We start from the raw sequence: 25,636 nt of genomic DNA, 5'->3' as shown, positions 1-25,636 counted from the left end.
GGACCGGACAAATGGCGTCAGTTGAGGGTGGGCAAGTGAAGCACCCCACCGGGTTCTATTCGGCGGGGGCGACCACGATCTTCGCCTCGCGCCATGACCAGCGTTTCTCCTACTGCCTCTATGTGCCGTCCGCGCATTCGGTCACGGCGGACCCGGTGCCGCTCGCCGTACTGCAGCACGGGACGGGGCGGCGCGGGCCGCAGTACCGGGACAACTTCGCGAGCTGGGCCGAGGAGCACGGGTGCATGGTGCTCGCGCCGCTCTTCCCGGCCGGCATCGGCGACCCGGCGGACCTGCACAACTTCAAGTTCATCCGCTACGGCGACATCAGGTTCGACCGGTTGCTGCTTTCCATGGTGGAGGAGGTGGGAGAGCGCTTCAACGTGGCGACCGGCAGGTTCCTGTTGCACGGCTTCTCCGGTGGCGGCCAGTTCGCCCACCGGTTCGCCTACCTGCACCCGGATCGGCTGCTCGGCGTTTCAATTGGTGCACCAGGGCGGATAACGTACATCGATCGCGGTAGCCCGTGGTGGATCGGGCTACGGGGATTCGAAGCGGAGTTCGGCAGCGCCCCCCGCGTGGAGGAGTTGCGGGAGGTGCCCGTCCAGATGGTCGTGGGCGCTGCGGACACCGAGACCTGGGAGATCAACAACGCCGGGGACTCGAACTGGATGGACGGCGCCGACGCCCACGGCAGCACCCGGATCGAACGGCTCATGGCCCTCCGCGACAACTTCGAGGAGCACGGCATCCGGGTCAGGTTCGACATGGTCGACGGCGTCGCGCACGAGCCGATGCGGGTGCTCGCGCCGGTCCAGGACTTCTTCGCCTCGATTCTCACCCCCCGGGAGCTCACATGAAGATCATGAATTTCGCCGCCGTCACCGTCGCGATGACCGCGCTCGCGAGCGGCTGCGCCGTCGGCGACGCCGCCGAGTCGGCCGACGCCGCCTACCCGAGCAAGGCGTTGTCGATCATGGCGCCCGGCAGTCCCGGCGGCGGCTGGGACACCCGTGCCAGGGGCGTCGCCAACGCGCTCAGCCAGTGCAAGGTCGCCTCCGTGGAGGCCACCGTCACCAACGTCCCCGGGGCGGGCGGCACGATCGGCCTGGCCCAGTTCGCGAAGAAGCAGGGCGACCCGTACCAGCTGATGGTCATGGACAGCGTCACCATGCTCGGCGGCATCGTCAACAACGACTCCCCCGTCGACCTGACGAGCCTCACCCCCATCGCCGGGCTGAGCAGGGGTCCCAGCGCCATCGTGGTGCCCAAGGCCTCGCCGTACGGCGAGCTCACCGAGCTGCTCGCCGTGATGAAGCGCAAGCCGCGGAGCGTCAAGTGGACCGGCGGGTCGCTGGGCGGGCCCGGCCAGATGACCGTGGCGGGGATGGCCAAGAGCCAGGGCATTTCGGCCAAGGACATCAACTACGTGCCCACGGCCGGCGGCGGCGAGTCGATGAACCTGCTGCTCAGCGGGGCCGCCACGGTCGGCATCGACACGGTGGCGGAGCTGCGCCCGCAGATCGAGGCCGGCACGCTCAAGGTGCTGGCCGTGGACGGCGACCAGCGGGCCGCCGGCGTGGACGCGCCGACGATGAAGGAGCTGGGCCTGGCCGACCAGGCCGTCTCGACGCTGGCCGGGGTGCTCGCGCCCGCCGGGCTGACCCCCGAGCAGCAGCAGGACGTCATCAAGCTGGTCGACAGGATGCGCCAGACATCGTGCTGGAAGAAGCTGCTCGAACAGAACAACTGGACCGAGGACTGGACCCCGGGAGCGGAGTTCGGGAAGGTCCTGACCGAACAGCGCAAGCAGGTCACCACGATCCTCGGCGAACTCGGGCTGGGCGAGTGAACGAAGAAGCGGGCGCCCCTGGCCGGTCGCGGCGGATCGTGGCCGCCGGATTCCTGGTCGCCGCCGTGGTGGTGCTGGCCCAGGCGTTCATGATCCCGGAGGGGAACGGGTACCAGGCGGTCGGCCCGCGGGCCTTTCCCCTCCTCGTCGGGGCAGGCATGGCGGCCGTCGCCGTGGCCGGTGTGGTGCAGGCGTTCAGGGAGGGCACGGCAGGCGGCGAGGAGACGCACTGGCCCTCGGTGCTGCTGCTGGTCGGCGCGCTGGTGGTCTACGCCCTGATCCTCACGCCGGTCGGCTACTGGCAGGCGACCACGCTCTTCTTCGCCGCCGTGGCCCGCGTCCTGGGCAGCCGCAGGCCGCTGCGCGACGTCGCGGTGGCGCTGGTGCTGGCGCTGGTGACCTACTTCGTGTTCGACCGGGTCCTCGGCATCGCGCTGCCGCCGGGACTCATCAGGCTGGCGATCTGAGATGGACGTCCTCGGTAACCTGCTCGACGGGTTCGGCCACGCGCTCAGCCTGCAGAATCTGCTGCTCGCCGTCGTCGGCGTCACCCTCGGCACGCTGGTCGGCGTGCTGCCCGGCCTCGGCCCGGCGACCACGATCGCGTTGCTGCTGCCGCTCACCTTCGTGTTCGATCCGATCGGCGCCTTCGTGATGTTCTCCGGCATCTACTACGGCGGCATGTACGGCGGCTCCACGACGGCCATCCTGCTCAACATCCCCGGCGAGACGGCCTCGATCCCCACCACGCTGGAGGGGTACCCGATGGCCAGGAAGGGCCGGGCGGGGGCGGCTCTGGCCACGGCGGCGATCGGATCGTTCGTGGCGGGCACGATCTCCACCGTGGTGATCACCTTCCTCGCGCCGGCGATGTCGAACATCGCCAAGCTGATCCAGCCCGCCGAGTACTTCTCGATCATGGTGCTGGCGTTCGTCACCGTCACCTCGCTGATGGGCTCCTCGATCGTGCGCGGGCTGTCCAGCCTCTTCCTCGGCCTGGCGATCGGCATGGTCGGCATCGACGGGATGACCGGCCAGCCGCGCCTCGCCTTCGGGATCCCCGAGCTGTACGACGGGTTGTCGGTGGTGGCCCTCGCGGTCGGCCTGTTCGCCGTGGCCGAGGCCGTCTCGACGGCCGCCGGACGGCACACCGACGGGCCGGGGACGGTCGCGGTCAGCGGAAAGATCGGGATGACCCGCGAGGACTGGCGCCGGTCGTGGAAGCCGTGGCTGCGCGGCACCGCGTTCGGCCTGCCGATCGGCTCGCTGCCCGCGGGCGGCGCGGAGCTGCCCACCTTCCTCAGCTACAACGTCGAGAAGCGGCTCTCCAAGCACAAGGAGGAGTTCGGCGAGGGCGCCATCGAGGGGGTCGCGGGGCCGGAGGCGGCCAACAACGCGGCGTTCTCCGGGGTGCTGGTGCCGCTGCTCACCCTGGGCATCCCGACGTCGGCCACGGCGAGCATGCTGCTGATCGCCTTCCAGATCTACAACGTGCAGCCCGGCCCGTTGCTCTTCGACCAGCAGCCCGTTCTGGTGTGGACGCTGATCGCCAGCCTCTACATCGGCAACGTGATGCTGCTGGTGCTGAACCTGCCGCTGATCCGGCTCTGGGTGAAGCTGCTCAGCGTGCCCGCGGCGGTGCTCACCCCGGCCATCCTGACCTTCGCCACGCTGGGCGTCTACTCGATCTCCCAGAGCGTGTTCGACGTGTTCATCGCCTACGGGTTCGGCCTGCTGGGCTTCGTACTGCGCCGCGCGGGCTATCCGGTGGCGCCGCTGATCCTGGGCGCGGTGCTGGGCCCGCTGATGGAGGTGCAGTTCCGGCGCGCGCTGGCGTTCAGCGAGGGCGACCCGACGGTCTTCCTCACCCGCCCGGTCTCGCTGGTCATCCTGCTGATCGCGGTCGCCTGCCTGGCCGGCCCCGCCGTACTCCGCCGCGGCCGCACGAAGAAGTAGAACGCGCCCGCCGCCCCTCGCGGGGCGGCGGGCCGGTTTCGTCAGGTACGGCAGGCGGCGGCGACGAGTGCGGCGGCCTCGGCGAGCGGGATCTCCTCCTTGACGCCGGTCACCCGGTCGCGGAGCTCGGCGACGCCCTGGGCGAGGCCACGGCCGATAACCACGATGGTGGGCACGCCGAGCAGCTCGGCGTCCTTGAACTTCACGCCGGGCGACACGCCCTTCCGGTCGTCGACGAGCACCCGCAGGCCGGTGGCCTCAAGCTCGCCGGCGAGGTCGAGCGCGACCTCGATCTGGTTGTCCTTGCCGGTGGCGACGATGTGCACGTCGGCGGGGGCGACCTCGCGCGGCCACACCAGGCCCAGCTCGTCGTGCTTCTGCTCGGCGATCACCGCGAGCGCGCGGGAGACGCCGATGCCGTACGAGCCCATGGTGATCCGGATCTGCTTGCCGTCGGGACCGAGGGCGTCGAGCTGGGCCGCGTCGGCGTACTTGCGGCCGAGCTGGAAGATGTGGCCGATCTCGATGCCCCTGTCGATGGACACCGGCGAGCCGCAGCGCGGGCACTCGTCACCGGCCCGGATCTCGGCGGCCTCGATGGTGCCGTCGGGGACGAAGTCACGGCCGGCCACGACGTCGGCGGCGTGCTTACCCGGCTCGTTGGCGCCGGTGACCCAGGAGCTGCCGGTGACGACGCGCGGGTCGACCAGATAGGTGATGCCGAGGTCCTTGAGCACCTGCGGGCCGATGTAGCCGCGGACCAGGCCGGGGTGCTTCGCGAAGTCGGCCGCCTCGAAGATCTCGGGCACGCCGGGGGCCAGCGCCCCCTCCAGGCGCTTGAAGTCGACCTCCCGATCGCCGGGCACGCCGACGACCAGGGTCTCGGCCTTGTCGCTGCCGGGGGTGCGCACCTTGAGCACGACGTTCTTGAGCGTGTGCGCGGCGGTCACGCCGAGGCCGAACCGCTCGTTGACGAAGTCGACCAGGGTCTCGATGGTCGGCGTGCCAGGCGTGTCGAGCACCCGGAGCGGGGGCCGCTCCCCCGTCACCTCGGGCGGCGCGGGCGTGGTGACCGCCTCGGCGTTGGCCGCGTAGCCGCAGGAGTGGCAGGAGACGAAGGTGTCCTCGCCGCTCGGCGCGGGCGCCAGGAACTCCTCCGACGCGGAGCCGCCCATCGCGCCGGACATGGCGAAGCAGATCCGGTAGTCGATGCCGAGCCGCTCGAACGTCTTGATGTACGCCTCGCGGTGCTGCTCGTAGGAGCGCTTGAGGCCGTCGTCGTCGAGGTCGAAGGAGTAGGAGTCCTTCATCACGAACTCGCGACCGCGCAGGATCCCGGCGCGGGGCCTGGCCTCGTCACGGTACTTCGTCTGGATCTGGTAGAGCGTGACCGGGAAGTCCTTGTAGGAGGAATACTCCCCCTTGACCATGTCGGTGAACAGTTCTTCGTGGGTGGGCCCGAGGAGGTAGTCGGCGCCCTTGCGGTCCTTGAGGCGGAACAGCAGGTCGCCGTACTCGGTCCAGCGGCCGCTCGCCTCGTAGTAGTCGCGGGGCAGCAGGGCGGGGAAGAGCACCTCCTGGCCGCCCATCCGGTTCATCTCCTCGCGGACGATCCTGGTGACGTTCTCCAGGACCAGTTTGCCCAGCGGCAGCCACGAGTAGATGCCGGGCGCGACGCGGCGGACGTAGCCGGCGCGGACGAGGAGCTTGTGGCTCGGCACTTCCGCGTCCGCCGGGTCGTCCCGCAGGGTGCGAAGAAACAACGACGACATTCGCAGTAGCACGGCTACTCCCAGTGGATTGACGGGCCCGCTGACATGGGCCGGTGAAGGCTTACAGGTTATCGGCTCGGCGGCGGGCACGAAGAGGATATTCCGCCGCGACGAGCAAGCACTCGCTTGGTCTATGCTCTCCCCGTGAGGCTGAGCGACGACCAGCGCGAACTGCGCGACACCGTCAGGTCCTTTCTCGACGCCCGCCCCGGCACCTCCTGGGAGCGCATCTGCGGCGACCTGGGCATAGCGGGCCTCGCCATCCCCGAACGGTACGGCGGAGCGGGCCGCGGCCTCGCCGAGGTCTCCGTGGTCTGCGAGGAGCTGGGCCGCGCCCTGTCACCCCTGCCCTACCTCCAGACCGTCGTGCTCGCGGCGTCGGCGCTGGTCGCGGGCGGCGATGAGGACGCGATGTCCCGGCTGCTCCCCGCGCTGGCCGCCGGCACCGCGACCGCGACCGTGATCCTCCCGTCCGACGCCGATCTGACCCTCACGGGCGACCGGCTCACCGGAACCGCCGGGCACGCGCTCGACGGCGAGATCGTGCTGGCCTTCGTGGGCGACGCCCTGGTGGAGGCCGTGCCCACGCGCCGCGTGCCGTACGTGACGCTGGACCGGACGCGTCCGCTGGTGGAGCTGACCTTCGACGGCGTCCCGGCGCGGCGGGCCGGAGACGGCGCGGCGGCGGCCATGGTGCGCGACACGGGCGTCGCCGGGCTGGCGGCCGAGCAGGTGGGCGGGGCCTCGCGCTGTCTCGCGTCGGCCGTGGCCCACGCCCTGCGGCGGCACCAGTTCGGCCGGCCGATCGGGTCGTTCCAGGCGGTCAAGCACAAGCTCGCCGACGTGCTGCTGCTGGTGGAGTCGGCCCGCTCGGCGGCGTACGCGGCGGCCCGCGCGGATCCAGCCGACCTGCCGGTGGTGGCCGCGATCGCCGGGTCCTACTGCACCGAGGCGTACCTCGCCGCCGCCGGCGAGAACATCCAGATCCACGGCGGGCTCGGCATCACCTGGGAACACGACGCCCACCTCGCGTTCAAGCGCGCCACCTCCGACGCCCAACTCCTGGGCCCGCCCCAGTCACACCGCGCCCGCCTGGCGAGCGCCGCGGGTCTGTGAACCGGGTTTAAGCCCTGGTTTGTGAGCTCGGTCTGTGAGCCCGGTCTGTGAGCCCGGTCTGTGAGCCCGGTCTGTGAGCCCGGTCTGTGAGCCCGGTCTGTGAGCCCGGTCTGTGAGCCCGGTCTGTGAGCCCGGTCTGTGAGCCCGGTCTGTGAGTCGGGGCTTGCGAGCCGGGTTTTGTGGAGCCCTGCCGGCCGCGTGGGCATGCGTGCCGGCTAGCCGCCGAGCAGTTCTTCCCACGGGTGGCGGGCGGTGGTGGAGCGGGTGGTGTCGAGGGCCTCGCGCAGCCGCCACAGGCTGCGGCGGGCCAGTACGCGCTCGCGGCCCAGCGGGTCGATGGCGCGCAGCACGAAGCGCACGCCCAGCACGTCGACCTCGGCGAACGCGCGGGCCGCCGGTTCGCCGAGGACGACCGGGGTGTCGGCGAGGGCCGGGTCGCGGACGTGTCCCGCCAGCAGCGTGGCGACCTCGGAGGCGAGCGGCCCGTCGCGCCATTCGATGTGCCAGCTGCCGTCGGGGCCCGGCCACCACATCAGGTCACGGCACGATTCGATCAGCTCGGCCTCGGTCGCCAGCACCGCCATCACCCGCCCGAGCGCCTCGTACCTGGGCCCATCGACCGGCTTGCGAGGCGCGGAGGGTATCGGAGGGTCCTCGCCGGACGGCGGGCCGGCGCCGGCCTCTGCGGGCGTGCCGTCCTTGGGGCGTCGTTCGCCCGTTCTTCGCCGGTTCTGCGCCCCAGAGGTCACGGAACCCCACTCTGATCGCGTCAGGCCCTCCCCGCAAGCCCTGGCTTGTTGCGTTCTCACCTGACTGGTAATCTCACCAAGCGAGCGCTTGTTAGGAAGCAGTGACGGAGGCGCGGATGACGTCCCTACGGATCAGCCTGGGTTACGAGCTGGAGGTGCGCGGGCGAACCCGCGAGGTCGAACAGCGGACCTTCCGCGATGTGATCGATCAGGTCGTCCTGGGAGACCGGCTGGGCATCGACACCGCCTGGTTCGTGGAGCACCACTTCACCAGGGGTTTCTCCCATTCATCCGCCCCCGACCTGGTGCTGGCGGCGATCTCCCAGCGCACCGGGCGCATCCGGCTGGGGCTGGGCGTGGTGCTGCTCCCCTTCCAGTCGCCGATCCGCACCGCCGAACGGGTGGCGACGCTCGACGTGCTCTCCGGCGGCAGGGTCGAGTTCGGCACCGGCCGCGGCGCCTCCCCCCTGGAGTACCAGGCGTTCCAGCGCCCCTTCGAGCAGTCGAGGAAGATCTGGGAGGACTCCCTGGAGGCCGTGCTGGCCATCTGGAACGCCGACGGTGAGCCGGTGACCCGGTCCAGCGAGTTCTTCGAGATCCCCGACGTCGCCGTCTACCCGCGTCCCGCGCAGGTGCCGCATCCCCCGGTCTGGGTCGCCTCCACCTCCCTCGAGGGCTATCTCGCGGCTGCCGGGCACGGCTACAACCTGCTCGGCATGACCATGGTCAAGGGCATCGACGACGTGGCGGAGGACATCGCCAAATACAAGGAGCGCCTCGCCGAGCACGGCTTCGACCCGGCGACCCGGCGGATCGCCCTGATGATCCCCTGGTTCGTGGCGCCCACCAGGGAGGAGGCGTACGCCGTCGCCGCCGACCCGGTCCTCTGGTACATCAGGCGCCAGGTCAACCTGGTCACCCCGCCCGGCTACTACGACGCGCGGCACGCCACCCATCGGGTGCTCGGGCAGCTCGCCGCCGGGCTCCCGCCCGAGGAGGCCATGGAGACGCTGCGCGAGCACCACATGGTGGTGATCGACGACGTGGAGGGCTCACGCAAGGCCCTGGCCAGGATCGCCGAGGCGGGCGCCACCGACCTGATCATGCAGGCCCAGGTGGGCGGCCTCCCGCACGACGCGGTCTGCGCGTCGATCGAGCTGTTCATGGCCGAGGTCGCCCGGTGACCCGGCGCTGGCTGACCCGCGACGACCTGTGCGCCACGGCCCGTACGGCCGGCGGCCTGCTCCTGATGGCCCCCGACGCGGGCAGTGTCATGCCGCTCACGGCGGAGGACACCGAACTGACCCGCGCCGCCCTCCGAGCCGCCGGGATCGGCGGAAACGACCGGGTCATGGTCGCCCTGGCCGAACCCGCGGGCCCGCTGTGGGCGCAGGCGGCGGCCGGCACCGCGGCCGCGGCGGCGTCGATCGGCCCGCGCGGACGGCTGCGCCTGCACCACGCGCTCCGCGTGCTCGGCGCGACCGCCCTGGTCAGCACGCCGACCGGCGCCATGGACCTGCTCGCCCGCCTGCACCTGGAATTCCTCCTCGACCCGCTGGACCTCGGACTGCGGCAGCTCATCCTGACCGGCGAGATCGCCACCAAGCGCACCCTCGGGCACCTGGCGGGCGAGTTCGGGGCGGAGGTGACCGAGGTCTACGCCAGCCCGTTCCACGGCGGCGCGCTGGCCTGGAGATCCTCGCAGTCCGCCGCGCTGACACCACTGACCGGCAGCGGACTCGGGCTGGCGGCTCCGGGCAAGGATCACCTCCTGCCCGGCCCGCCGTACCCCGAAGGGCTCGCGGAGCTGGTCATCGCGCGGGGGGAGACCGTGCTGCGCACCGGGCAGGTGGCCAGGGTCGGCGCGGCGGGTGAACCGGCCGCGCCCGAGCACACGGTCGGCGAGCACGTGCTCGTGCGCGGCGTGTGGCTCTCGCTGGCCCGCGTGGAGAGCGCCCTGTCCAGGATCGACGGCGTCGCCACCTGGAACCTGACGCTGTCCAGGCCCGGAACCCTCGACGCCGCCACGCTGACCGTGACCTTCGGCAGGGCGAGCCTGGTCGGCAACCCGATGTGGCGGAGCCGGATCCAGGAGACGGTCAGATCGCTGACCCCGGTGTCGATCACCGTGGAGGTCGCCGGAGAGATCGCCGAGGCGCCCAGCCCCGGCACGGTGACCGACCTGCGAGGACACCACCTGGGCCGCGATCGGACCGGCCTCACCGGCTGACAGCGCAGGCAGCGCAGGTCAGGCAGGTCGGGCAGGCAGCGCAGGTCAGGCGGGTCAGGCAGGTCAGGCCAGGTCGGACGGGCAGCTCAAGCAGAACTGGCAGGGAGGGCGACGCATGGAACCCGTGCCCGGCTGGGGGACGATCCCCCGGATGCTGCGTGACCGGGCCGCCAGGCGGCCGGAGGTGATCGTGGTCGCGGCGGGAGACGTCCGGCTGTCCCTCGGCGACCTGCTGGACCGCACCCGCGCGTTCGCCAGGGGGCTGATCGCGCTCGGCGTGGAGCCGGGCGACCGGGTCGCCGTCTGGGGGCTCAACGACCCGGACTGGGTGATCGCCGCCTTCGGCGTGTGGGACGCGGGTGCGGTCCTCGTCCCGCTGTCGTCGCGGTACAAGGGGATCGAGGCGGCCGGCGTGCTCGACGCGACCGGGACCCGCGTGCTCATCACCGGGGAACGCCCGAGCGGACCTCCCTTCGCCGACCTGCTGACCGACACCGTCGTGCAACACATCGTCCTGCCCGGCCCCCCACCGGACACGCCACCCGGCGGCTTACCCGACCCACCGCCTGACCCGCTGCCTGATCCACCGCCGGGCACCCCACCCGGCACCCCGTCCGACACCCCGTCCGACACCCCGTCCGACACCCCGCTCCACGCTCCGCCGGCCACTCCGCCCGACGCGCTGCCCGGCGGCTTACCTGATCCACCGCCGGGCACCCCACCCGGCACCCCGACCGACACCCCGCTCCACGCCCCGCCAACCACTCCGCCCGACGCGCTGCCCGACGCACCACCCGACGGCTCACCTGACCCACCGCCGAGCACCCCGACCGGCACCCCGCTGGAGGTTCTTCCCGACTCGTTGCCCGGCACCGTGGCAGGGGGCGTGGCGGGCAGGCTCACGCGGGGTGGGCTGCTGGCGGGCGGGGCGGCCGTCAGTGAGCGGACGGCCGAGGAGCGGGCGCTGGCCGTACGGCCGGACGATCTTTGCGAGATCATGTCCACCTCCGGCACCACCGGTACGCCCAAAGGGGTGATGCTCGATCACGCGCAGGTCGTGCGGGGTTACTGGGACTGGGCGGGCATCGTCACGCTGCGCGAGGGAGACAGGTATCCGATCATCGCGCCGTTCGCGCACGGTTTCGGGCTCAACGCCGGGATGGTGGCCTCGGTGCTGCGCGGGGCGACGATGATCCCGGTCGCCGTCTTCACGCCGGACGGCCTGCGCGAGCTGATCCAGCGCGACCGGGTCACCATCCTGGCGGGCCCGCCGACGCTGTTCCACCGGCTGCTCGACGAGGTCGACACCGGCGGGCACGCGTTGCGGGTGGCGATCTGCGGCGCGGCGGCGGTGCCGGCGGAGCTGATCCACCGGCTGCTGGACGAGGTCGGCCTGGAGCGGATGATCAACGCGTACGGGCTGATGGAGGGCACGGTCGTCTCGATGACCAGGGCGGAGGATCCGGTGGAGGTCATCGCGGCGAGTACCGGACGGCCCGTACCCGGCATCGAGGTCAAGATCGTCGACCTGCGGGGCGTGGAGGTGCCAGCCGGCGAGCGGGGGGAGATCCTGCAGCGGGGGTACGGGGTGATGCGGGGGTACTGGGGCGAACCCGACAAGACGGCCGAGGCGATCAGGGACGGCTGGCTGCACACCGGCGACATCGGCACCCTCGACGAGGCGGGCAACCTGGCGATCGTGGACCGCAAGAAGGAACTGTTCATCGTGGGCGGATTCAACGTGTCCCCCGCCGAGGTGGAGAGCCTGCTGCTGCGCGAGGGCTCGCTGGCCCAGGCGGCGGTGATCGGAGTGCCCGACCGGCGACTGGGCGAGGTCGGCTGGGCCTTCGTGGTAGCCAGGCAGGGTACGACGGCAGAGCCGGACAAGATCATCACCTGGGCGCGAGAGAACATGTCCGGGCACAAGGTGCCACGCCGGGTCGTCGTGCTGCCCGAACTGCCGGCCAACGCCAACGGAAAGATCGACAAGCGCGCGCTCAGGGCGGGAGATCACGACCAGCCCGTCGACGACTGGCCGGTTCACCACCACCCCGGTCGAACCTGACCTGTCAGAGTCGCAACTGTGACCCGTTGGGGATCACGACGGTCTCTCACGTCTGGCCGCGTACGGTGCCGGTGATGCAGAATCGCAACTGTGACCTGCCGATAGTGCAGACGTGAGGAGATCGACGTGCCGCTTCGCGTGGCGATCGTAGGATCAGGACCCGCCGGCATCTACACGGCCGAGGCGCTGACCAAGCAGGCCGGGGGCCCGGTCGAGGTCGACGTGCTCGAACGCCTGCCAACGCCGTACGGACTGGTCAGATACGGCGTGGCGCCCGATCACACGTCGATCAAGTCCATCGCCGGCTACCTGCGGAAGGTGCTGGAGTTGCCGGGCGTCCGCTTCCTGGGCGGGATCGAGCTGGGGCGCGACGTGACCGTCGAGGACCTGGCCGGCTGCTACGACGCGGTGGTCTACGCGACCGGCGCGATGGTCGACCGGCGGATGGGCATCCCGGGAGAGGACCTGCCCGGCAGCGTGGCGGCCACCGACTTCGTCAACTGGTACTGCGGGCATCCGGACATGTCCGCTGACGCGTTCACCCTGGACAGCCCCGAGGTGGCCGTGATCGGCGTCGGCAACGTGGCGGTCGACGTGGTGCGGATCCTCGCCAAGACGGCCGAGGAGCTGAGCTCCACCGACGTCCCCGTGGAGGTGCTGTCACGGCTCGCGGACAGCCAGGTCAAGGCGATCCACATGATCGGCCGCAGAGGGCCCGAGCATGCCAAGTTCACCCTGAAGGAGCTGCGCGAGCTGGGCGAACTCGGCAACGCCGACGTCTGGGTCCGGCCCGACGAGGCGGGCGACAGCGACGTCTCCGCGCTGTCACGGCAGATCCGCGGCAACGTCGAGGTGCTGCGCGGCTGGGCGGCGCGCGAGCCGGTGGGCCGCCCGCGCCGCCTCGACGTGCGGTTCTGGCTGCGTCCCGTGGAGATCCTCGGGTCCGGCCGGGTGGAGGCGCTGAAGCTGGAGCGTACGGCGCTGGCCGACGGCCGGGTGGTGGGCACGGGCGAGTTCGAGACGATCCCGGTCGGCATGGTGCTGCGCTCGGTGGGTTACCGGAGCGTGCCGCTGCCCGGTGTGCCGTTCGACGCCGGCACCTCGACGGTGCCCAACGAGGCCGGGCGCGTCTCCCGGGGGCAGTACGTGTCGGGCTGGCTCAAGCGTGGCCCCACCGGCGTGATCGGCACCAACAAGTCCGATGCTGCGGAGACGGTCCGCACCCTGCTCGCCGACCTCGAAGGTGACCGGCCGGCGGGGCTGACGAGCCTGGACGACCTGCTCGCCGAGCGCGGCGTACAGCCGGTGACCTACCAGGAGTGGCTGGCGATCGAGGAGGCCGAGGCGGCACTCGCCCGCACCCTGGGCAGGGGCGAACGGGTGAAACTCGTCGGCCTGGCCGCCATGCTCGCCGCCTGCGGCCGCAAGTAGTCCACGGGCGTCCAGGGAGCCGCGGAACTCGCGAGCGGTTCCGGTAACCCCCGGACGCGGTCCGAGATGCGGCGCTCGCGAGCGGTTCCGTCACCCCGGGACGCGGTCCGACTCGGGGCCTCGCGAGCGGTCCGGGGAACAGCGGCTCAGAAGCGGGCCGATCCCGGACTTCGGGCATGGTTCCGGGCGCGCGAACGGCCCGGAGACTCGGGCGCAGAAGCTCGGGGGTTCGGGGCCGGGTTCAGGGCTCAGGGGTTGGTTGTTCGTTTTGGGAGGATCGTGGTGGACGTCACGCTGGGTGGAATGCCGGTCGAGGGGTTCGCGGAGGCTCATCTGGAGCAGTCGGGCCGGTTTCCCGCGCGGGAGCCCGCCTGGCAGCCGGTACACACCGTCTACGTGCCGGCCGACGTCTTCGGCGTGCACACGGTGGCCTCGTGGGGGGAGGCCGCGCGGGAGCTGCTGGCCGTACATCTGGCCTCCGCAGGCGACCTGGCGGAGGTGTTCGAGGTGCCGGACGGGCAGGCCGCGGACGTACACCGGCTGGTGGCGGACAAGCTGAACACGGAGCCGGTCGAGGATCTGCGGATCGACTTCGAGGACGGGTACGGCGTGCGTGATCCCGCGCAGGAGGACGAGCACGCCGCGGCGGCGGCGGAGGCGGTCGCCGCGCTGTACGCCGCCGGACGGCTGCCGCGGCGGTGGGGCCTGCGGGTGAAGTCCTTCGCGGACGGCGATCCCGGGCGCTCCCTCAGGACCCTGGACGGCTTCCTGACGGCCGTCACCCGGCGGGTGGGGCAATTGCCCGGCGGGTTCACCGTGACCTTCCCCAAGGTGCTCATGGAGGCGTATCTGGGCCAGTTCGCGGCCTGCCTCGCCGAGTTGGAGGAAGGGCTGCGGCTTCCCGGGGGGACGTTGCGGTTCGAGCTCCAGGTGGAGGCGCCGCAGACGGTGCTGTTCCTGCAGCGCTCGGCGGATCTGGTGCCCGCGCTCGGCGGGCGCCTGGCGGCGGCCCACTTCGGGGTCTTCGACTACACCGCCGCCTGCGGGCTGCCTCCGCACGAGCAGCGCCTGGACCATCCGGCGTGCGACCACGCCAGGCACGTGATGCAGACGGTCTTCGCGGGGACGGGTGTGGAGCTGTGCGACGGTTCGCTGGCGGCCTCGCCCGCGTCGGCCTCGGGTCCCGACGTCCGCGCGCTGTGGCGGCGGCACGCGGCTCTGGTCCGCCACTCCCTGGCGCACGGCTTCTACCAGGGCTGGGACATGCATCCCTCGCACCTGGTGAGCCGGTACGCGGCGACGTACGCCTTCCACCTGGCCCACCGCGACGAGTACGCCGGCCGTGTCGGCGCCTGGCAGGATCGGCGTACGGCGGGCGGCGGCGTGCTCGACGAGCCCGCCACGATCAGGACCCTGACGGCGGCTCTCACCCGCGCCGGTCACGCGCTCTCGCGGCGCGGCTCCTCCCCCGCCTGACGGCAGGGGCCCGCACGCTCAAGGAGCGTCGATGAATCCGCGCCACAGGCGGACCAGCCGCGCGTCGACGGGTTCGGCCCAGGAGCCGCGTACGGCGCTGCCCACGTGGAAGGCGCGCAGGCCGTAGTCGAGCAGGACGGGCACGTGCTCGCGCCGGAGGCCGCCGCCCACCAGGATCAGCGGGGCGTCGCCCGCGTCGGCGCGGGTCTTCAGCGTGGCCATGCCGTCGCCCACGCCGGCGGGAGAGCCGGCGGTGAGCACGGTGGCGAGGTTGGGCAGCAGGCGAACCGCGCGCCAGGCCGCCTGGACGTTGGCGGCGTGGTCCACGGCCCGGTGGAAGGTCCACGGCAGCGGTGCGACGGCGTGGATGAGCGCCTCGGTCGCGACGAGGTCCACGGCTCCCCCGGCGTCGAGGAAGCCGAACACGAACCCCGCCGCGCCCGCCTCCGCGAGGGCCCGCGCGTTCTGCCGCAGGCCCTCGATCTCCTCGTCGGTGGCGGTGAACCCCGGGGCCGGCCGTAGCATCACCATCTGCGGCAACGCGCACTCCTTGGCGATCGCCGCGACCGTCCCGACCGCCGGGGTGAGACCGTCGGACGCCATGTCGGCGACGATCTCCAGGCGGTCCGCGCCGCCTTCCTCGGCGGCGATGGCGTCGCGCAAGTCGAGCGCGATCACCTCAAGCAGCGATCCGGTCATGACTTGAGGCTATCGGGTGGGGTTTACCACCTGTACGGCTTGCACCCTTAAAAGGCGTGGTATCTCCCTTCAGCCCTTCGCCCAGACCTTCGCCTGGGCCTTTTCTCAGACTTGTCTCTCACCGGCCTCCGCTCGGGTCTGCGCTCGGGCCGCATTCAGACCTCCACCAGCACCTGGGTGGCCGGCCATGCCGTACGGTCGCGCAGAATCACTCCCGTGGCCTCGCCCGAGACGCCGGCCCGGCGCTCGAAGAGGGCGCCGGAGGCGCGGTGCGGCAGGTCCACCGTGCGTACGTGGGTGAAGGACCTGCGGTAGTAGGCCTGGAGGCCGTGGTTGTCCTTGGCGCAGTCCAGGCGCAGCCACCGCCTGCCGGACGCGAGGGCGAGCAGGCCCGCCCAGTCGAGCAGCGCGTCGCCCACCCGTCGGCCCGCCAGGCTGCGGGATACGGCCAGTTTGTGCACGTACAGGGCGGCGCCGGGATCGTCGGCGGACGCCCAGAACTCGGGGTCGGCGTGGTCGTCGACGGCGACCACGGCCACCGGCGCGGCACCGTCGTCGGCGAGATAAAGGACTCCCTCGTCGATGAGCGGCTCGATGCGCTGGGGACCGAAACCCTCGCGCGGCCACTGGCGCACGCCGCGGCGGTACAGCCACTCGGCGGCTTCGGCGAGCAGCGCGAGGGCCGCGGGCAGGTCGGCGTGCCCCGCCTTACGGAGGGTGAGGGTCGGACGCTTGAGGGCGTGACTGGGGTGCATGATGAGCCTCCTGTTGCGAAATGTGGTGAAGTGAACACGGACTGTGTTCAGGTGATGGCAGGCGGAATCCGTGGTACAAATCGGATTTTTGGGAAAGTGTCTAACACCCTTCGCGCCTGCCCACCGGGGCATCGGAGACTCTTGTGGCACGTCAGGAGTGCGTTTGCCGAACTTGTCAGGGGTGCGAAGCCACGCCAGTCAGGGGCGAGGGCGTGCCGCTCAGGGGCGCTTGAGCTCGTACCTGATCAGGTGCTTGTCCGCGGGCAGGACCGAAATCGCCACCCGGACCGGAATGTCGTCGGCGTCGTAGCCGACCCGGAGATACTCGATGACGGGCGTACCCGGCTCCAGCTCCAGCCGCCGGACCTCGGTCGGGGTGGGCATCCGCGCCGAGATGTCGTCCACGACGCGCACCTGCGGGTGGCCGAGCTCCTCCAGCACCAGATTGGCGCCGCGCATGATGTCGACCGGCCTGACGATCTCGGAGTCGGCCACCAGCGCCTGCGGGAAGTAGGAGTCGTTGGTGTTGTACGGCTGGCCGTCCACGAACCGCAGGCGGCGCCGTACCACGGCCAGGCCCTGGTCGGGCAGTTCCAGCCGGATGGCGATCTCCTCCGGCGGCTCCACGATCGAGACCTCGATCTTCTGGCTCGGCTCGCGGCCCTCCTGGGACACGGCGAAGCCGAACGCCTCCCTGGGCGAGTGGGCCGGCTGGGGCTGGAGTTCGCGCTGGGGGTACATCAGCAGCGGGCGGCGGTCGCGGACGATGGTGCCGCGCCGGGGGGTGCGGGTCACCAGCCCCTCGTTGACCAGTTCGCCCAGCGCCAGCCGGACGGTGTTCCTGCTCACCCGGTGGAGGTGCATGAGGTCGGCTTCGGTCGGAAGCTGGTCCCCGGGACCCAGGTCACCGGAGTAGATGGCCCTGCGAAGCTCTGAGGCCACCTGCTGGTACAGCGTCGACCGTGCCACATTCACCCCTTTTGTGCCAACGAATCTAGACGATCTGGTTCTAGTGTGAAACTCAGGCCTTGACCGCGCCCCCTGTTGACCCGCATTATCCAAACGTTGGTACAAAACCATCGAAAGGTCGGCGAGGGGGTGAAGGCCAATGCTGCCGGTCCGCGCGGGTACGCCGTACCTGCCCTGGCACGACCCCCGGCGAGGTGACGCGTTCGCTGCGCTACACGTCACACCGTCAGGGCTCACCCACACCTACCAGAGCAACGCGAACGACATGTCCGTGCTCTCGGATCTCACCGAGCCGACCGCGGCCAACGGCCGTCATCCCCACCGACTCCCGGCGCGGCCCAACGGCCCAGGACCCCATCCCTCGCCGGGGTCCTGGCGCCGTCGCGCCGGGAAAAGGGAAGTGTCCTGGCGGGTCCCCCACGCCCGCCAGGGCACTCTCCCCTCTTCTGATCGGCCCCTCTGGTCGGCCTAGCCGGCGGGCTCCCACGCGATCAGCGTGAGCCCCTCGTCCACCTCGGTGAAGACCGCCCGCACCGGCTCACCGGCCACCGGCTCCCCACCGCCGACCCAGGTCCCGTACAGCACACACCCGGGCGCCTGCGCGAGACACACCCTGACCACGGTGTACGGCGGCGCGAGAGCCGGATGGAAACGCTGGTGGGCGACGATCCAGCTCGACACCCGCGCGCGGCCGTCCGTGACCCGCCACCGCCATTCCCGGGCCCGGCACACCGGGCAGTAGGCCCGCGCGGGGAAGCGCCACGTCCCGCACCCCGCACACTCCTGTACGGCCAGCTCGCGCCGCCGCACCGCCGCCCACCACTCGGCGGAGTCGCGGTCGGGCACCGGACGCATGATCAGCCCCTTCTGAGGATCAGCGCCGAGGTGGCCGGCAGGACGTAGCCGGGCTGCGCGGTGGACAGGGCCACCTGCGCCCCCGCCACCTGGCGCTCGCCGGCGTCTCCCCTGAGCTGGGATACCGCCTCGGCGATGTGGTTGATACCGTGCACGTAGCCCTCGGACAGGAATCCGCCGTGCGTGTTGACCGGGATCCGCCCGCCCGGCCCGATCGCCCCGGAGGCGGCGAACGGCCCGCCCTCCCCCTTCGCGCAGAACCCATAGTCCTCAAGCTGGACGATCACCGAGTAGGTGAAGCAGTCGTAGATCTCGGCCACGTCCACCTCCTCCGGCCCGATCCCGGCCGCCCGGTACAACCGCGGGGCCAGTTCCGCGGCGGCGGAGACCGTGGTGTCGACGCGCCCGCCCGACAGGAACGAGTCGCCGCCGCCCCAGGCCGCCGCGGAGACGAGCACGCGGGGCCGGCGCAGGTCAGCGGCCCGCTCGGCGGTCGTGACGACCAGCGCGCACGCGCCGTCGGTCTCCAGGCAGCAGTCGAGCAGCCGGAACGGCTCGGCGATCCAGCGGCTGGCCAGATAGTCGTCCATGGTGATGGGGGTGCGCATCAGGGCGCGGGGGTTGCGTACGGCGTTCGCGCGTTGCGTTACGGCCAACTGCCCGAAATGCTCAGCTTTTGTGCCATATTTCGTCATGTGGGCTCTCGCATACATGGCGAACTGCTGCGGCGGCGCGACGTAGCCGTAGGGCGCCTGGTACTGCACCTCCGGCCCGGGCGGCGCGCCACGGCCGGTGCCGCCCATCCGGAACTCCGACCGGGCGTTGATCGCCCGGTAGCACACGACGGTCCGCGCCACCCCCGCCGCCACGGCGAGCATCGCCTGGCCCACCACCGCGTGCGAGACGCTGCCGCCGCCGAACTGGTCGAGGTACCACGACGGCTCGTGGACGCCCAGCGCGGGACCGACCACCGAGGGCGCGGCGGAGTCGCCCACCCGGTGCGTGGCGATGCCGTCCACGTCGTCCGTGGTGAGCCCGGCGTCCGACAGGGCCGCGAGGATCGCCTCGCAGGCCAGGGTGAGGGTGCTGACGCCGGAGTCCTTGCTGAACCCGGTGTAGCCGACGCCGGCCAGCGCGGTGCGGTCCCGCAGCCCGTTCATCACGCAATCGAAGCAAGCGCTTGGCCGAAAGGCAAGCTTGACACCTCCGCGGGACCGCCCCTATCGTCCAAGCAAGCGCTTGGTCTAGTGCGCGGTGCGGCGACGGCACCGCCGATGAGGAGAGTGCGACGATGACACCCCACCCCGCCCGGCTGGTCGCGCCGGACGGCGACGGGCGCCCGCACCCCGCACCCGTGGACCCCCTGCACTTCAGGTCCGTGCTCGGACGGTTCGCGACCGGAGTCGTCGCGATCACGGCGATCGACCCGGTCAGCGGCGAGCCGTGCGGGCTGGCGGCCAACTCCTTCACCTCCGTCTCCCTCGACCCGCCCCTCGTCGCCTTCTGCGTCGCGCACACCAGCACGAGCTGGCCGCTGGTCAGGGCGGCCGAGACCCACTGCGTCAACGTGCTCGGCGAGCACCAGCGGGAGCTCTCCGGCCGGCTGGCGGCCAGGGGCGGCGCCAAGTTCGCCGGCCTGGGCTGGCGCGACTCCCCGCGCGGCAACCCGGTGCTCGACGGCGCGCTGGCCTGGATCGAGTGCACGATCGAGGCGGAGCACCAGGCGGGCGACCACGTGATCGTCGTCGCCCGGGTGCACGAGCTGGACGCGCACGCCGAGGGCGGCCCGCTGGTCTTCTTCCGCGGCGGCTACGGCCGCTTCCAGCCGTGACCTTCAGCGCGGCCGCGACCTTCAGAGAAGAGGTCCGCGCCTGGCTGGAGGACAACCTGACCGGCGAGTTCGCGCACGCCCGCGGCCTCGGCGGACCCGGCCGCGAACACGAGGGCCACGAGGTGCGGCTCGCCTGGGAACGCCACCTCGGCCGGGCCGGCTGGACCTGCCTGGGCTGGCCGAAGGAGTACGGCGGGCGCGACGCCACCCTGGCGGAGCAGGTGATCTTCCACGAGGAGTACGCCAGGGCGGGCGCGCCCGGCAGGGTCGGCCACATCGGCGAAGGACTGCTCGGCCCCACCATCCTCGACCACGGCACCCCGGAGCAGAAGCGCAGGTTCCTGCCGCCGATCCAGCGGGGCGAGGAGCTGTGGTGCCAGGGTTACTCCGAGCCGGACGCCGGCTCCGACCTGGCGGGCGTCCGCACCCGGGCGGCGCTCGACGGCGCCGACTGGGTGATCACCGGCCAGAAGGTGTGGACCTCCCTGGCCCACGTCGCCGACTGGTGCTTCGTGCTCGCCCGCACCGAACCCGGCTCCACCCGCCATCAGGGGCTGTCCTACCTGCTGGTCCCGATGACCGGGCCGGGCGTGGAGGTGCGCCCGATCGTCCAGCTCACCGGGACCAGCGAGTTCAGCGAGGTCTTCTTCGACGGGGCGCGCACGGCGGCGGCCAACGTGGTGGGCAGGCCGGGCGAGGGCTGGCGGGTCGCGATGGCCACCCTCGGTCACGAACGCGGGGCCTCGACGCTCGGCCAGCAGATCGGCTTCGGACGCGAACTCGGCACGGTGATCGAGACCGCCCGCCGCACCGGGGCCGCGGACGATCCCGTGCTGCGTGACCGGCTGGTCCGCGCCTGGCTGGAGCTGAAGATCATGCGCTTCAACGCGCTGCGCACGATGACCTCGGTGTCGGCCGGCGAGCCGGGGCCCGAGGTGTCGATCGCCAAGCTGTACTGGTCGGAGTGGCACCGCCGGCTGGGCGAGCTGGCGCAGGCCGTACAGGGGCGGGCCGGGCTGGTCGCGGACGGCGGGCCGTACGAGCTGAACGACCTGCAGCGGCTCTATCTGTTCAGCCGCGCGGACACGATCTACGCGGGGTCGAGCGAGATCCAGCGGGACATCATCGCCGAACGCACGCTCGGCCTGCCGAAGGAGCCGCGGACACCCGGCATACCAGGCACACCGGGCACGCCGTAGGGCGAGCGGGGCCGGGGCGGGCGGCGCGCCGGAAGTGGACCTGGTGTGAGCGGTCCGTTGCGCCTAGCGTTCGAGCCATGGGTGACGATCGGCGCGCGGCGCACATCATCGAGGTCCTGCTCACCGAATTCGGCGACTCGATCCATCGCGACCCGGCGGCCTTCAGGCGGAAGTTCCGGAAGATGGCGGCGTCACCGTTCGCGTTCTACCGGGGCAGCGCGTGCCTGTTCTACGCGGACCTGGCGGGCGAGTTCGCGGACGAGTCGTTCCTCGACGAACGCACCCGCAGGGTCTGGATCCACGGCGATCTGCACGCGGAGAACTTCGGCACCTACATGAACGCCTCCGGGGTCCTGGTGTTCAACGTCAACGACTTCGACGAGGCGTACGTCGGGCCGTTCACCTGGGACCTCAAGCGGTTCGCGGCCAGCGTGGCGCTGATCGGCTACGCCAAGGCGCTCTCCGACGAGGTGATCGGCGCGCTGGTCACCGGCTTCGCGCACGCCTACCTCACCGAACTGACGGCGATCGCGCGGGGCGGGGACGGCGCGATCGGCGCGCTGACCCTCGACACCACCACCGGCGTGCTGCACCGGGTGCTGCAGATCGCGCGGCTGAACACCCGGGTCGCGCTGCTCGACGTGGAGACCATGATCGACGACTACGACCGGCGGTTCGCGGTCATGGCCGGGCGGCGGCCGGTCGACGCGGTCGCCAGGCGGGAGGTCGAGGAGGCGTTCCACGACTATCTGACGACGCTGCCGGGCGGGGCGCGGCCGGTGGAGCACGTCATCAAGGACGTCGCGTTGCGCCATGGGGTGGGCATCGGCTCCGCCGGGCTGCCGTCGTACAACCTGCTGCTCGAAGGGCCCACCCAGGCGCTGGAGAACGACGTCGTCCTCTACATCAAACAGGCTCAGGTGCCCGCCGTGGCCCGCTACATCGACGACGAGAAGGTGCACGGCTACTTCCTGCACCAGGGGCACCGGACCGCCGAGTCGCAGCGGGCGCTGCAGGCGTACGCCGATCCCTGGCTGGGTTACACCACTCTGCACGGCGTGGGGCAACTCGTCGCCGAGGTCTCGCCGTACTCCGCGGATCTCGACTGGGACGAGGTGGACGAGCCGGCGGAGCTGTCCTCGGTGGTCGGCGAGCTGGGGCGGGCGGTGGCGCGGATGCACGCGGTGGCCGACGACGAGTCCAGCCACGACCTGGTCGACTACTCGACGGAGGAGGCGATCGTGGCGGCGGTGACCGGCGCGGAGGAGGGGTTCGTCGCGATGCTGCTCGACTTCGCGCACGCCTACGGGGCCCGGTCCAGGGCCGATCACCAGATCTTCGTCGACCTGTTCAGGAACGGCCGGCTGCCGGGGGTCTGACGAAACCGACCAGTCGGTATGGACGAGGCGGAAGCCGTACGGCATCATCGGGACGCATGAACCTGTTCTCGGTGGAAGGCAAGACGGTCGTCGTCACGGGCGGCTCGCGCGGAATCGGCAAGATGATCGCGACCGGCTTCGTCGAGGCCGGCGCGACGGTCTACATCTCCTCGCGCAAGGCCCCCGAGGTGGAGAAGACCGCGGCGGAACTCGGCTGCGTCGCCGTGCCCGCCGACCTGTCCACCGGGGCGGGCGTCGACACGCTGTTCGAGGCGGTGTCGGGCGCGGAGACCAAGGTGGACGTGCTGGTCAACAACGCGGGGGCGACGTGGGGGGCGCCGCTCGAGGAGTACCCGGAGCACGCGTTCGACAAGCTCTGGGGGATCAACGTCAAGGGCGTCTTCTACCTGACCACGCGCTTCCTCCCGCTGCTGCGGGCGGCGGCGGCCCCCGACGACCCGGCCCGGGTGATCAACATCGGGTCCATCGACGGCCTCCGGGTGCCCGGCATCGAGAACTACGCCTACTCGGCCGCGAAGGCCGGCGTGCACATGCTCACCCGTCACCTGGCCCACCAGCTCGCTACCGAGTCGATCACGGTGAACGCCATCGCCCCCGGGCCGTTCGACTCCAAGATGATGGCCTTCGCGCTCGACGACCCGGGCATCCGCTCGTCGATCGCCGCCAATGTGCCGCTGGGCCGGATCGGCCGCCCCGAGGACATGGCGGGCACCGCGATCTACCTCGCCTCCCGCGCCGGCTCCTACCTGACCGGGGCGGTCATCCCGGTCGACGGGGGCAGCTCCACCCGCTGACCGAGCAGCTCCCGCAGCGCCCTGGCGAGGTTCGCCGGAGCCTCCGGGCTGCTGCTCAGGTAGAGGTAGGGCTCGGTCAGCTCCAGCTCGATCAGGGCGGGCGCGCCGCCGGCCAGGCGTACCAGGTCGACCCTGGCGTACAGCAGGTCCCCCTCGACGCCGGCGAGCACGCTCTCGGCGAGCTCCAGTTGGTCGGGGGCGGGGTCACGGGGGGTCGAGACGGCGTTGTCCGCAGCGGTGGCGCCCCCCGCGAGCATGGCGCTCCGGCGTACGGCATGGCTGAACCTGCGGTTGAAGAACAGCAGCGAGGTCTCCCCCTCGGCTTCGACCATGTCGAGGTAGGGCTGGATCATCGGCGTCCTGCCGTGGGCGCGGAGCATTCCGGCGTGCCGCTCGGCCTCCCCCCGGTCCCGGGTGCGGATGGTGTCCCGGGCGCCGGCCGAGATCGAGGGCTTGACCACGTACTCGTCCCAGACGGGGAGCCCGGTTTCGGTCCAGTGGGTGGGGACGATGGGGGCGGTCAGGTCACGCAGGTAGGTCTTGTCGGTGTTGCGCTCGATCACGGGCGCCGGATTGAGCAGCCGGGTCCGCTCGGCGGCCCGGTGCGCCCAGGCCAGGAACTCGGCCCTGCGCTCGACGTAGTCCCAGGTCGAACGGACGACGGCGGCCTCGTACGCCGCCCAGTCGGCCGCCGGGTCGTCCCAGCGCACGGCCCTCCCCTCGATCCCGGCCGCGGCCCACGCGGCGAGGGCGGTCTCCCGCTCGTCGTCATGGCCGTCGGGGTCGGCGAACGTCACGTATGCCACGGGGAGTCCCATATATCGCCCTTCATCAGGAAATAATCCGATACATGGTACGTAGCGATTACCTGCGCGCCGTACCGGCCCGCAGCGGAGGGCTCACCCCGCAGGGACCGGCAGGTCCACCACGACCTTGCCGCTGAGGATCTCGGCCACGGCCATGCCGCACACCCGGGCCGACCCGTGGGTGGCGATGTGGATCGCGCCGAGGTCGCACCGGCCGGGCAGGCCCATCTCGACCACGACCGTGTCGGCCCTGGCGGCGAGCAGGTGCGCGAGCGCGTCCGTCTGCCAGGCGTGCCGGTGGGCGTCGCGCACCACCGCCACGAGCGGCCTGCCGGACGCCTCCCGGAGCACGCCCTCGACCGCGCCCCCGGTGGCGGTCGAGGGCGTGAGACGGACGACGGTGGTGCCGGGCGACAGTTCGGCCAGCGGCCCGCCGACCCCCCAGGGCGTGCCCTTGTCGATCGCCAAATTCATCTCCGGGGCGAGTTCCACCACGTGCGCGGGCCCGGCCAGCGGGAAGCCGGCCGCAGCCGACCGGCGGGTGATCCGCAGCGCGCGGCGGGCCGCTTCGAGCCCCAGGGCCGGCCCGTCGCCCAGCCCGTCGTGCCCGGCAGAGGGAGGACCGCTGTGCCTGGACGCGGCGGTCCACGAGGCGAGCGCGTGTACCCGGTGGGCCGCCTCCGCCAGCCGTTCCTCGGGGAGCCTGCCCTCGACCACCGCGGCCACGATCGCCTCCCGGGCCAGCGCCGCGGTCCGCTCGTCGGCGTTCTCCCCGCCGACGCAGATCGCGTCCGCCCCGGCGGCGATGGCCAGCGCGGACGCGCCGCCGATGCCGTGCCGTCCGGAGACCGCGGACATCTCGATGGCGTCGGTGATGACGAGCCCGCCGAAGCCCAGCTCGTCACGGAGCAGGCCGGTGAGGATCTTACGGCTCAGCGTGGCCGGCCGTTCGGGATCGACCGCGGCGACGAGCAGATGCCCGGTCATCACGACCCGCACGCCCGCGTCGATCGCCGCGCGGAACGGCCGCAGCGCCACCTCCGCCAGCTGTCCGGCGGTCGCCCCGACGTACGGCACGGCGTGGTGGGAGTCGACGGACGTGTCCCCGTGACCGGGGAAGTGCTTGACGCAGGCGGCGACCCCGGCCGACTGCAGGCCCTGCACCCAGGCGACCGTGTGCCGGGCGACGAGCCCGGGGTCGGCGCCGAAGGAGCGGAGCCCGATGACCGGGTTGTCCGGGTTGGAGTTGACGTCGGCCGACGGCGCGAAGTTGACGGTCACCCCCGCCCTGGCCAGGTCCTCGCCCAGCCCGCCGGCCATGGACCGGGTGAGTTCGACGTCGTCCACCACGCCCAGCGCGAAGCTGCCGGGCCGGCTGCTCCCGGAGGCCGCCTCCAGCCGGGTCACCTCGCCCGACTCCTCGTCGATGCCGATGATCGCGTCCGGGTTCTCCGCGCGCAGAGCCTCGGTCAGCTCGGCGACCTGGCCGGGACCGTCGATGTTGCGGGAGAAGAGGACGACTCCCCCCAGCCCCTGCGCCAGCCGTCGTCGCAACCAGTCGGGTGGTGCCTTCCCCTCGAAGCCGGGAAGGAGGACCGTGTCGGCCAGGCGAAGCAGCTCGTGCTCACGCCGGCTCATGCGTCACCGCTCTTGAGCATGCCGACAATCTAATAGGAAAGTT

At 71.7% G+C, this 25,636-nt stretch carries 23 protein-coding genes; 14 read left to right on the top strand and 9 right to left on the bottom strand.

From position 1 onward, the window contains the following. Positions 1-35: 35 nt before the first annotated feature. From MBA17_RS00515 to MBA17_RS00500, 4 genes are read left to right on the top strand one after another with little or no spacing between them, the layout of a single operon-like run. The gene (locus MBA17_RS00515) at positions 36-860 is read left to right on the top strand and encodes an alpha/beta hydrolase family protein (RefSeq protein ID WP_238494190.1); all 825 of its coding nucleotides are present in this window, start codon (positions 36-38) and stop codon (positions 858-860) included. Further along, the gene (locus tag MBA17_RS00510) at positions 857-1,852 is read left to right on the top strand and encodes a Bug family tripartite tricarboxylate transporter substrate binding protein (protein WP_238494189.1); all 996 of its coding nucleotides are present in this window, start codon (positions 857-859) and stop codon (positions 1,850-1,852) included. The genes MBA17_RS00515 and MBA17_RS00510 overlap by 4 nt, the downstream gene beginning before the upstream one ends. Beyond that, positions 1,849-2,319 carry a tripartite tricarboxylate transporter TctB family protein gene (locus MBA17_RS00505; protein WP_238494188.1) on the top strand — a complete coding sequence of 157 codons (471 nt, stop codon included), beginning with the start codon at positions 1,849-1,851 and terminating at the stop codon, positions 2,317-2,319. The genes MBA17_RS00510 and MBA17_RS00505 overlap by 4 nt, the downstream gene beginning before the upstream one ends. Before the next feature lies 1 nt (position 2,320). Continuing rightward, positions 2,321-3,808, top strand: coding sequence for a tripartite tricarboxylate transporter permease (locus MBA17_RS00500; protein ID WP_238494187.1), 1,488 nt, complete (start codon positions 2,321-2,323; stop codon positions 3,806-3,808). 41 nt (positions 3,809-3,849) lie between these two features. On the opposite strand, the gene MBA17_RS00495 is transcribed toward MBA17_RS00500, so the two are convergent. Then, on the bottom strand, positions 3,850-5,592 hold the full coding sequence (locus MBA17_RS00495) for a proline--tRNA ligase (RefSeq protein ID WP_238494186.1): 1,743 nt from the start codon (positions 5,590-5,592) through the stop codon (positions 3,850-3,852). Between the two features lie 132 nt (positions 5,593-5,724). On the opposite strand from MBA17_RS00495, the gene MBA17_RS00490 reads away from it, so the two are divergent. Then, positions 5,725-6,696 (top strand): acyl-CoA dehydrogenase family protein, encoded by a 972-nt coding sequence (locus MBA17_RS00490; protein WP_238494185.1) that lies wholly within the window; start codon positions 5,725-5,727, stop codon positions 6,694-6,696. A gap of 215 nt (positions 6,697-6,911) precedes the next feature. Here MBA17_RS00490 and MBA17_RS00485 read toward each other — a convergent pair whose 3' ends face one another. After that, complete coding sequence (locus tag MBA17_RS00485) at positions 6,912-7,445, bottom strand: hypothetical protein (RefSeq protein WP_238494184.1); 534 nt, start codon at positions 7,443-7,445, stop codon at positions 6,912-6,914. 116 nt (positions 7,446-7,561) lie between these two features. Between MBA17_RS00485 and MBA17_RS00480 the strand changes: the two genes are divergently transcribed. The 5 genes from MBA17_RS00480 to MBA17_RS00460 all read left to right on the top strand — a co-directional run bounded on the left by MBA17_RS00480 (position 7,562) and on the right by MBA17_RS00460 (position 14,647). Beyond that, complete coding sequence (locus tag MBA17_RS00480; RefSeq protein ID WP_238494183.1) at positions 7,562-8,629, top strand: LLM class flavin-dependent oxidoreductase; 1,068 nt, start codon at positions 7,562-7,564, stop codon at positions 8,627-8,629. After that, a complete protein-coding gene (locus MBA17_RS00475; protein ID WP_238494182.1) occupies positions 8,626-9,675 on the top strand; it encodes a phenylacetate--CoA ligase family protein in 1,050 nt (349 codons plus the stop codon). The genes MBA17_RS00480 and MBA17_RS00475 overlap by 4 nt, the downstream gene beginning before the upstream one ends. Positions 9,676-9,790: 115 nt before the next feature. Then, positions 9,791-11,740 (top strand): AMP-binding protein, encoded by a 1,950-nt coding sequence (locus tag MBA17_RS00470; protein ID WP_238494181.1) that lies wholly within the window; start codon positions 9,791-9,793, stop codon positions 11,738-11,740. Between the two features lie 126 nt (positions 11,741-11,866). Continuing rightward, positions 11,867-13,171: an FAD-dependent oxidoreductase gene (locus MBA17_RS00465; RefSeq protein WP_238494180.1), complete on the top strand. Its 1,305-nt coding sequence runs from the start codon at positions 11,867-11,869 to the stop codon at positions 13,169-13,171. Positions 13,172-13,453: 282 nt separating this feature from the next. Then, on the top strand, positions 13,454-14,647 hold the full coding sequence (locus MBA17_RS00460; protein WP_238494179.1) for a DUF6986 family protein: 1,194 nt from the start codon (positions 13,454-13,456) through the stop codon (positions 14,645-14,647). A gap of 18 nt (positions 14,648-14,665) precedes the next feature. Here the strand turns inward: MBA17_RS00460 and MBA17_RS00455 are convergent, their stop codons facing one another. From MBA17_RS00455 to MBA17_RS00435, 5 genes are all read right to left on the bottom strand, one after another. Then, positions 14,666-15,346, bottom strand: coding sequence for a copper homeostasis protein CutC (locus tag MBA17_RS00455; RefSeq protein WP_238494178.1), 681 nt, complete (start codon positions 15,344-15,346; stop codon positions 14,666-14,668). A gap of 155 nt (positions 15,347-15,501) precedes the next feature. Further along, complete coding sequence (locus tag MBA17_RS00450) at positions 15,502-16,101, bottom strand: GNAT family N-acetyltransferase (RefSeq protein WP_238494177.1); 600 nt, start codon at positions 16,099-16,101, stop codon at positions 15,502-15,504. A gap of 219 nt (positions 16,102-16,320) precedes the next feature. Then, positions 16,321-17,070 carry a GntR family transcriptional regulator gene (locus MBA17_RS00445; protein ID WP_238494176.1) on the bottom strand — a complete coding sequence of 250 codons (750 nt, stop codon included), beginning with the start codon at positions 17,068-17,070 and terminating at the stop codon, positions 16,321-16,323. Positions 17,071-17,538: 468 nt separating this feature from the next. Then, a complete protein-coding gene (locus MBA17_RS00440; RefSeq protein ID WP_238494175.1) occupies positions 17,539-17,925 on the bottom strand; it encodes a Zn-ribbon domain-containing OB-fold protein in 387 nt (128 codons plus the stop codon). Between the two features lie 2 nt (positions 17,926-17,927). Next, positions 17,928-19,085: a thiolase C-terminal domain-containing protein gene (locus tag MBA17_RS00435; protein WP_238494174.1), complete on the bottom strand. Its 1,158-nt coding sequence runs from the start codon at positions 19,083-19,085 to the stop codon at positions 17,928-17,930. Positions 19,086-19,216: 131 nt separating this feature from the next. Here MBA17_RS00435 and MBA17_RS00430 point away from each other — a divergent pair, with 131 nt between their 5' ends. From MBA17_RS00430 to MBA17_RS00415, 4 genes are all read left to right on the top strand, one after another. Beyond that, positions 19,217-19,756 (top strand): flavin reductase family protein, encoded by a 540-nt coding sequence (locus MBA17_RS00430; RefSeq protein WP_238494173.1) that lies wholly within the window; start codon positions 19,217-19,219, stop codon positions 19,754-19,756. Continuing rightward, the gene (locus tag MBA17_RS00425; protein ID WP_238494172.1) at positions 19,753-20,955 is read left to right on the top strand and encodes an acyl-CoA dehydrogenase family protein; all 1,203 of its coding nucleotides are present in this window, start codon (positions 19,753-19,755) and stop codon (positions 20,953-20,955) included. Before MBA17_RS00430 ends, MBA17_RS00425 begins: the two co-directional genes overlap by 4 nt. A 77-nt stretch (positions 20,956-21,032) precedes the next feature. Then, entirely contained in the window at positions 21,033-22,334 is a 1,302-nt protein-coding gene (locus MBA17_RS00420; RefSeq protein ID WP_238494171.1) for a DUF2252 domain-containing protein, read from the top strand. Positions 22,335-22,390: 56 nt separating this feature from the next. Next, positions 22,391-23,149 carry an SDR family oxidoreductase gene (locus tag MBA17_RS00415; RefSeq protein ID WP_238494170.1) on the top strand — a complete coding sequence of 253 codons (759 nt, stop codon included), beginning with the start codon at positions 22,391-22,393 and terminating at the stop codon, positions 23,147-23,149. Here MBA17_RS00415 and MBA17_RS00410 read toward each other — a convergent pair. Together MBA17_RS00410 and MBA17_RS00405 are read right to left on the bottom strand one after the other, a co-directional pair. Beyond that, on the bottom strand, positions 23,098-23,955 hold the full coding sequence (locus MBA17_RS00410; protein WP_238494169.1) for an ATP-grasp domain-containing protein: 858 nt from the start codon (positions 23,953-23,955) through the stop codon (positions 23,098-23,100). The two genes, MBA17_RS00415 and MBA17_RS00410, sit on opposite strands and share 52 nt — an antisense overlap. A 93-nt stretch (positions 23,956-24,048) precedes the next feature. Further along, a complete protein-coding gene (locus MBA17_RS00405) occupies positions 24,049-25,593 on the bottom strand; it encodes a glycoside hydrolase family 3 protein (RefSeq protein WP_238494168.1) in 1,545 nt (514 codons plus the stop codon). Between the last annotated feature and the right edge of the window lie 43 nt (positions 25,594-25,636).

It is taken from the genome of Dolomitihabitans soli (assembly GCF_022213955.1).
Lineage (GTDB): Bacteria > Actinomycetota > Actinomycetes > Streptosporangiales > Streptosporangiaceae > Streptosporangium_A > Streptosporangium_A soli.
This window is presented reverse-complemented; position numbering and strand designations above follow the sequence as displayed.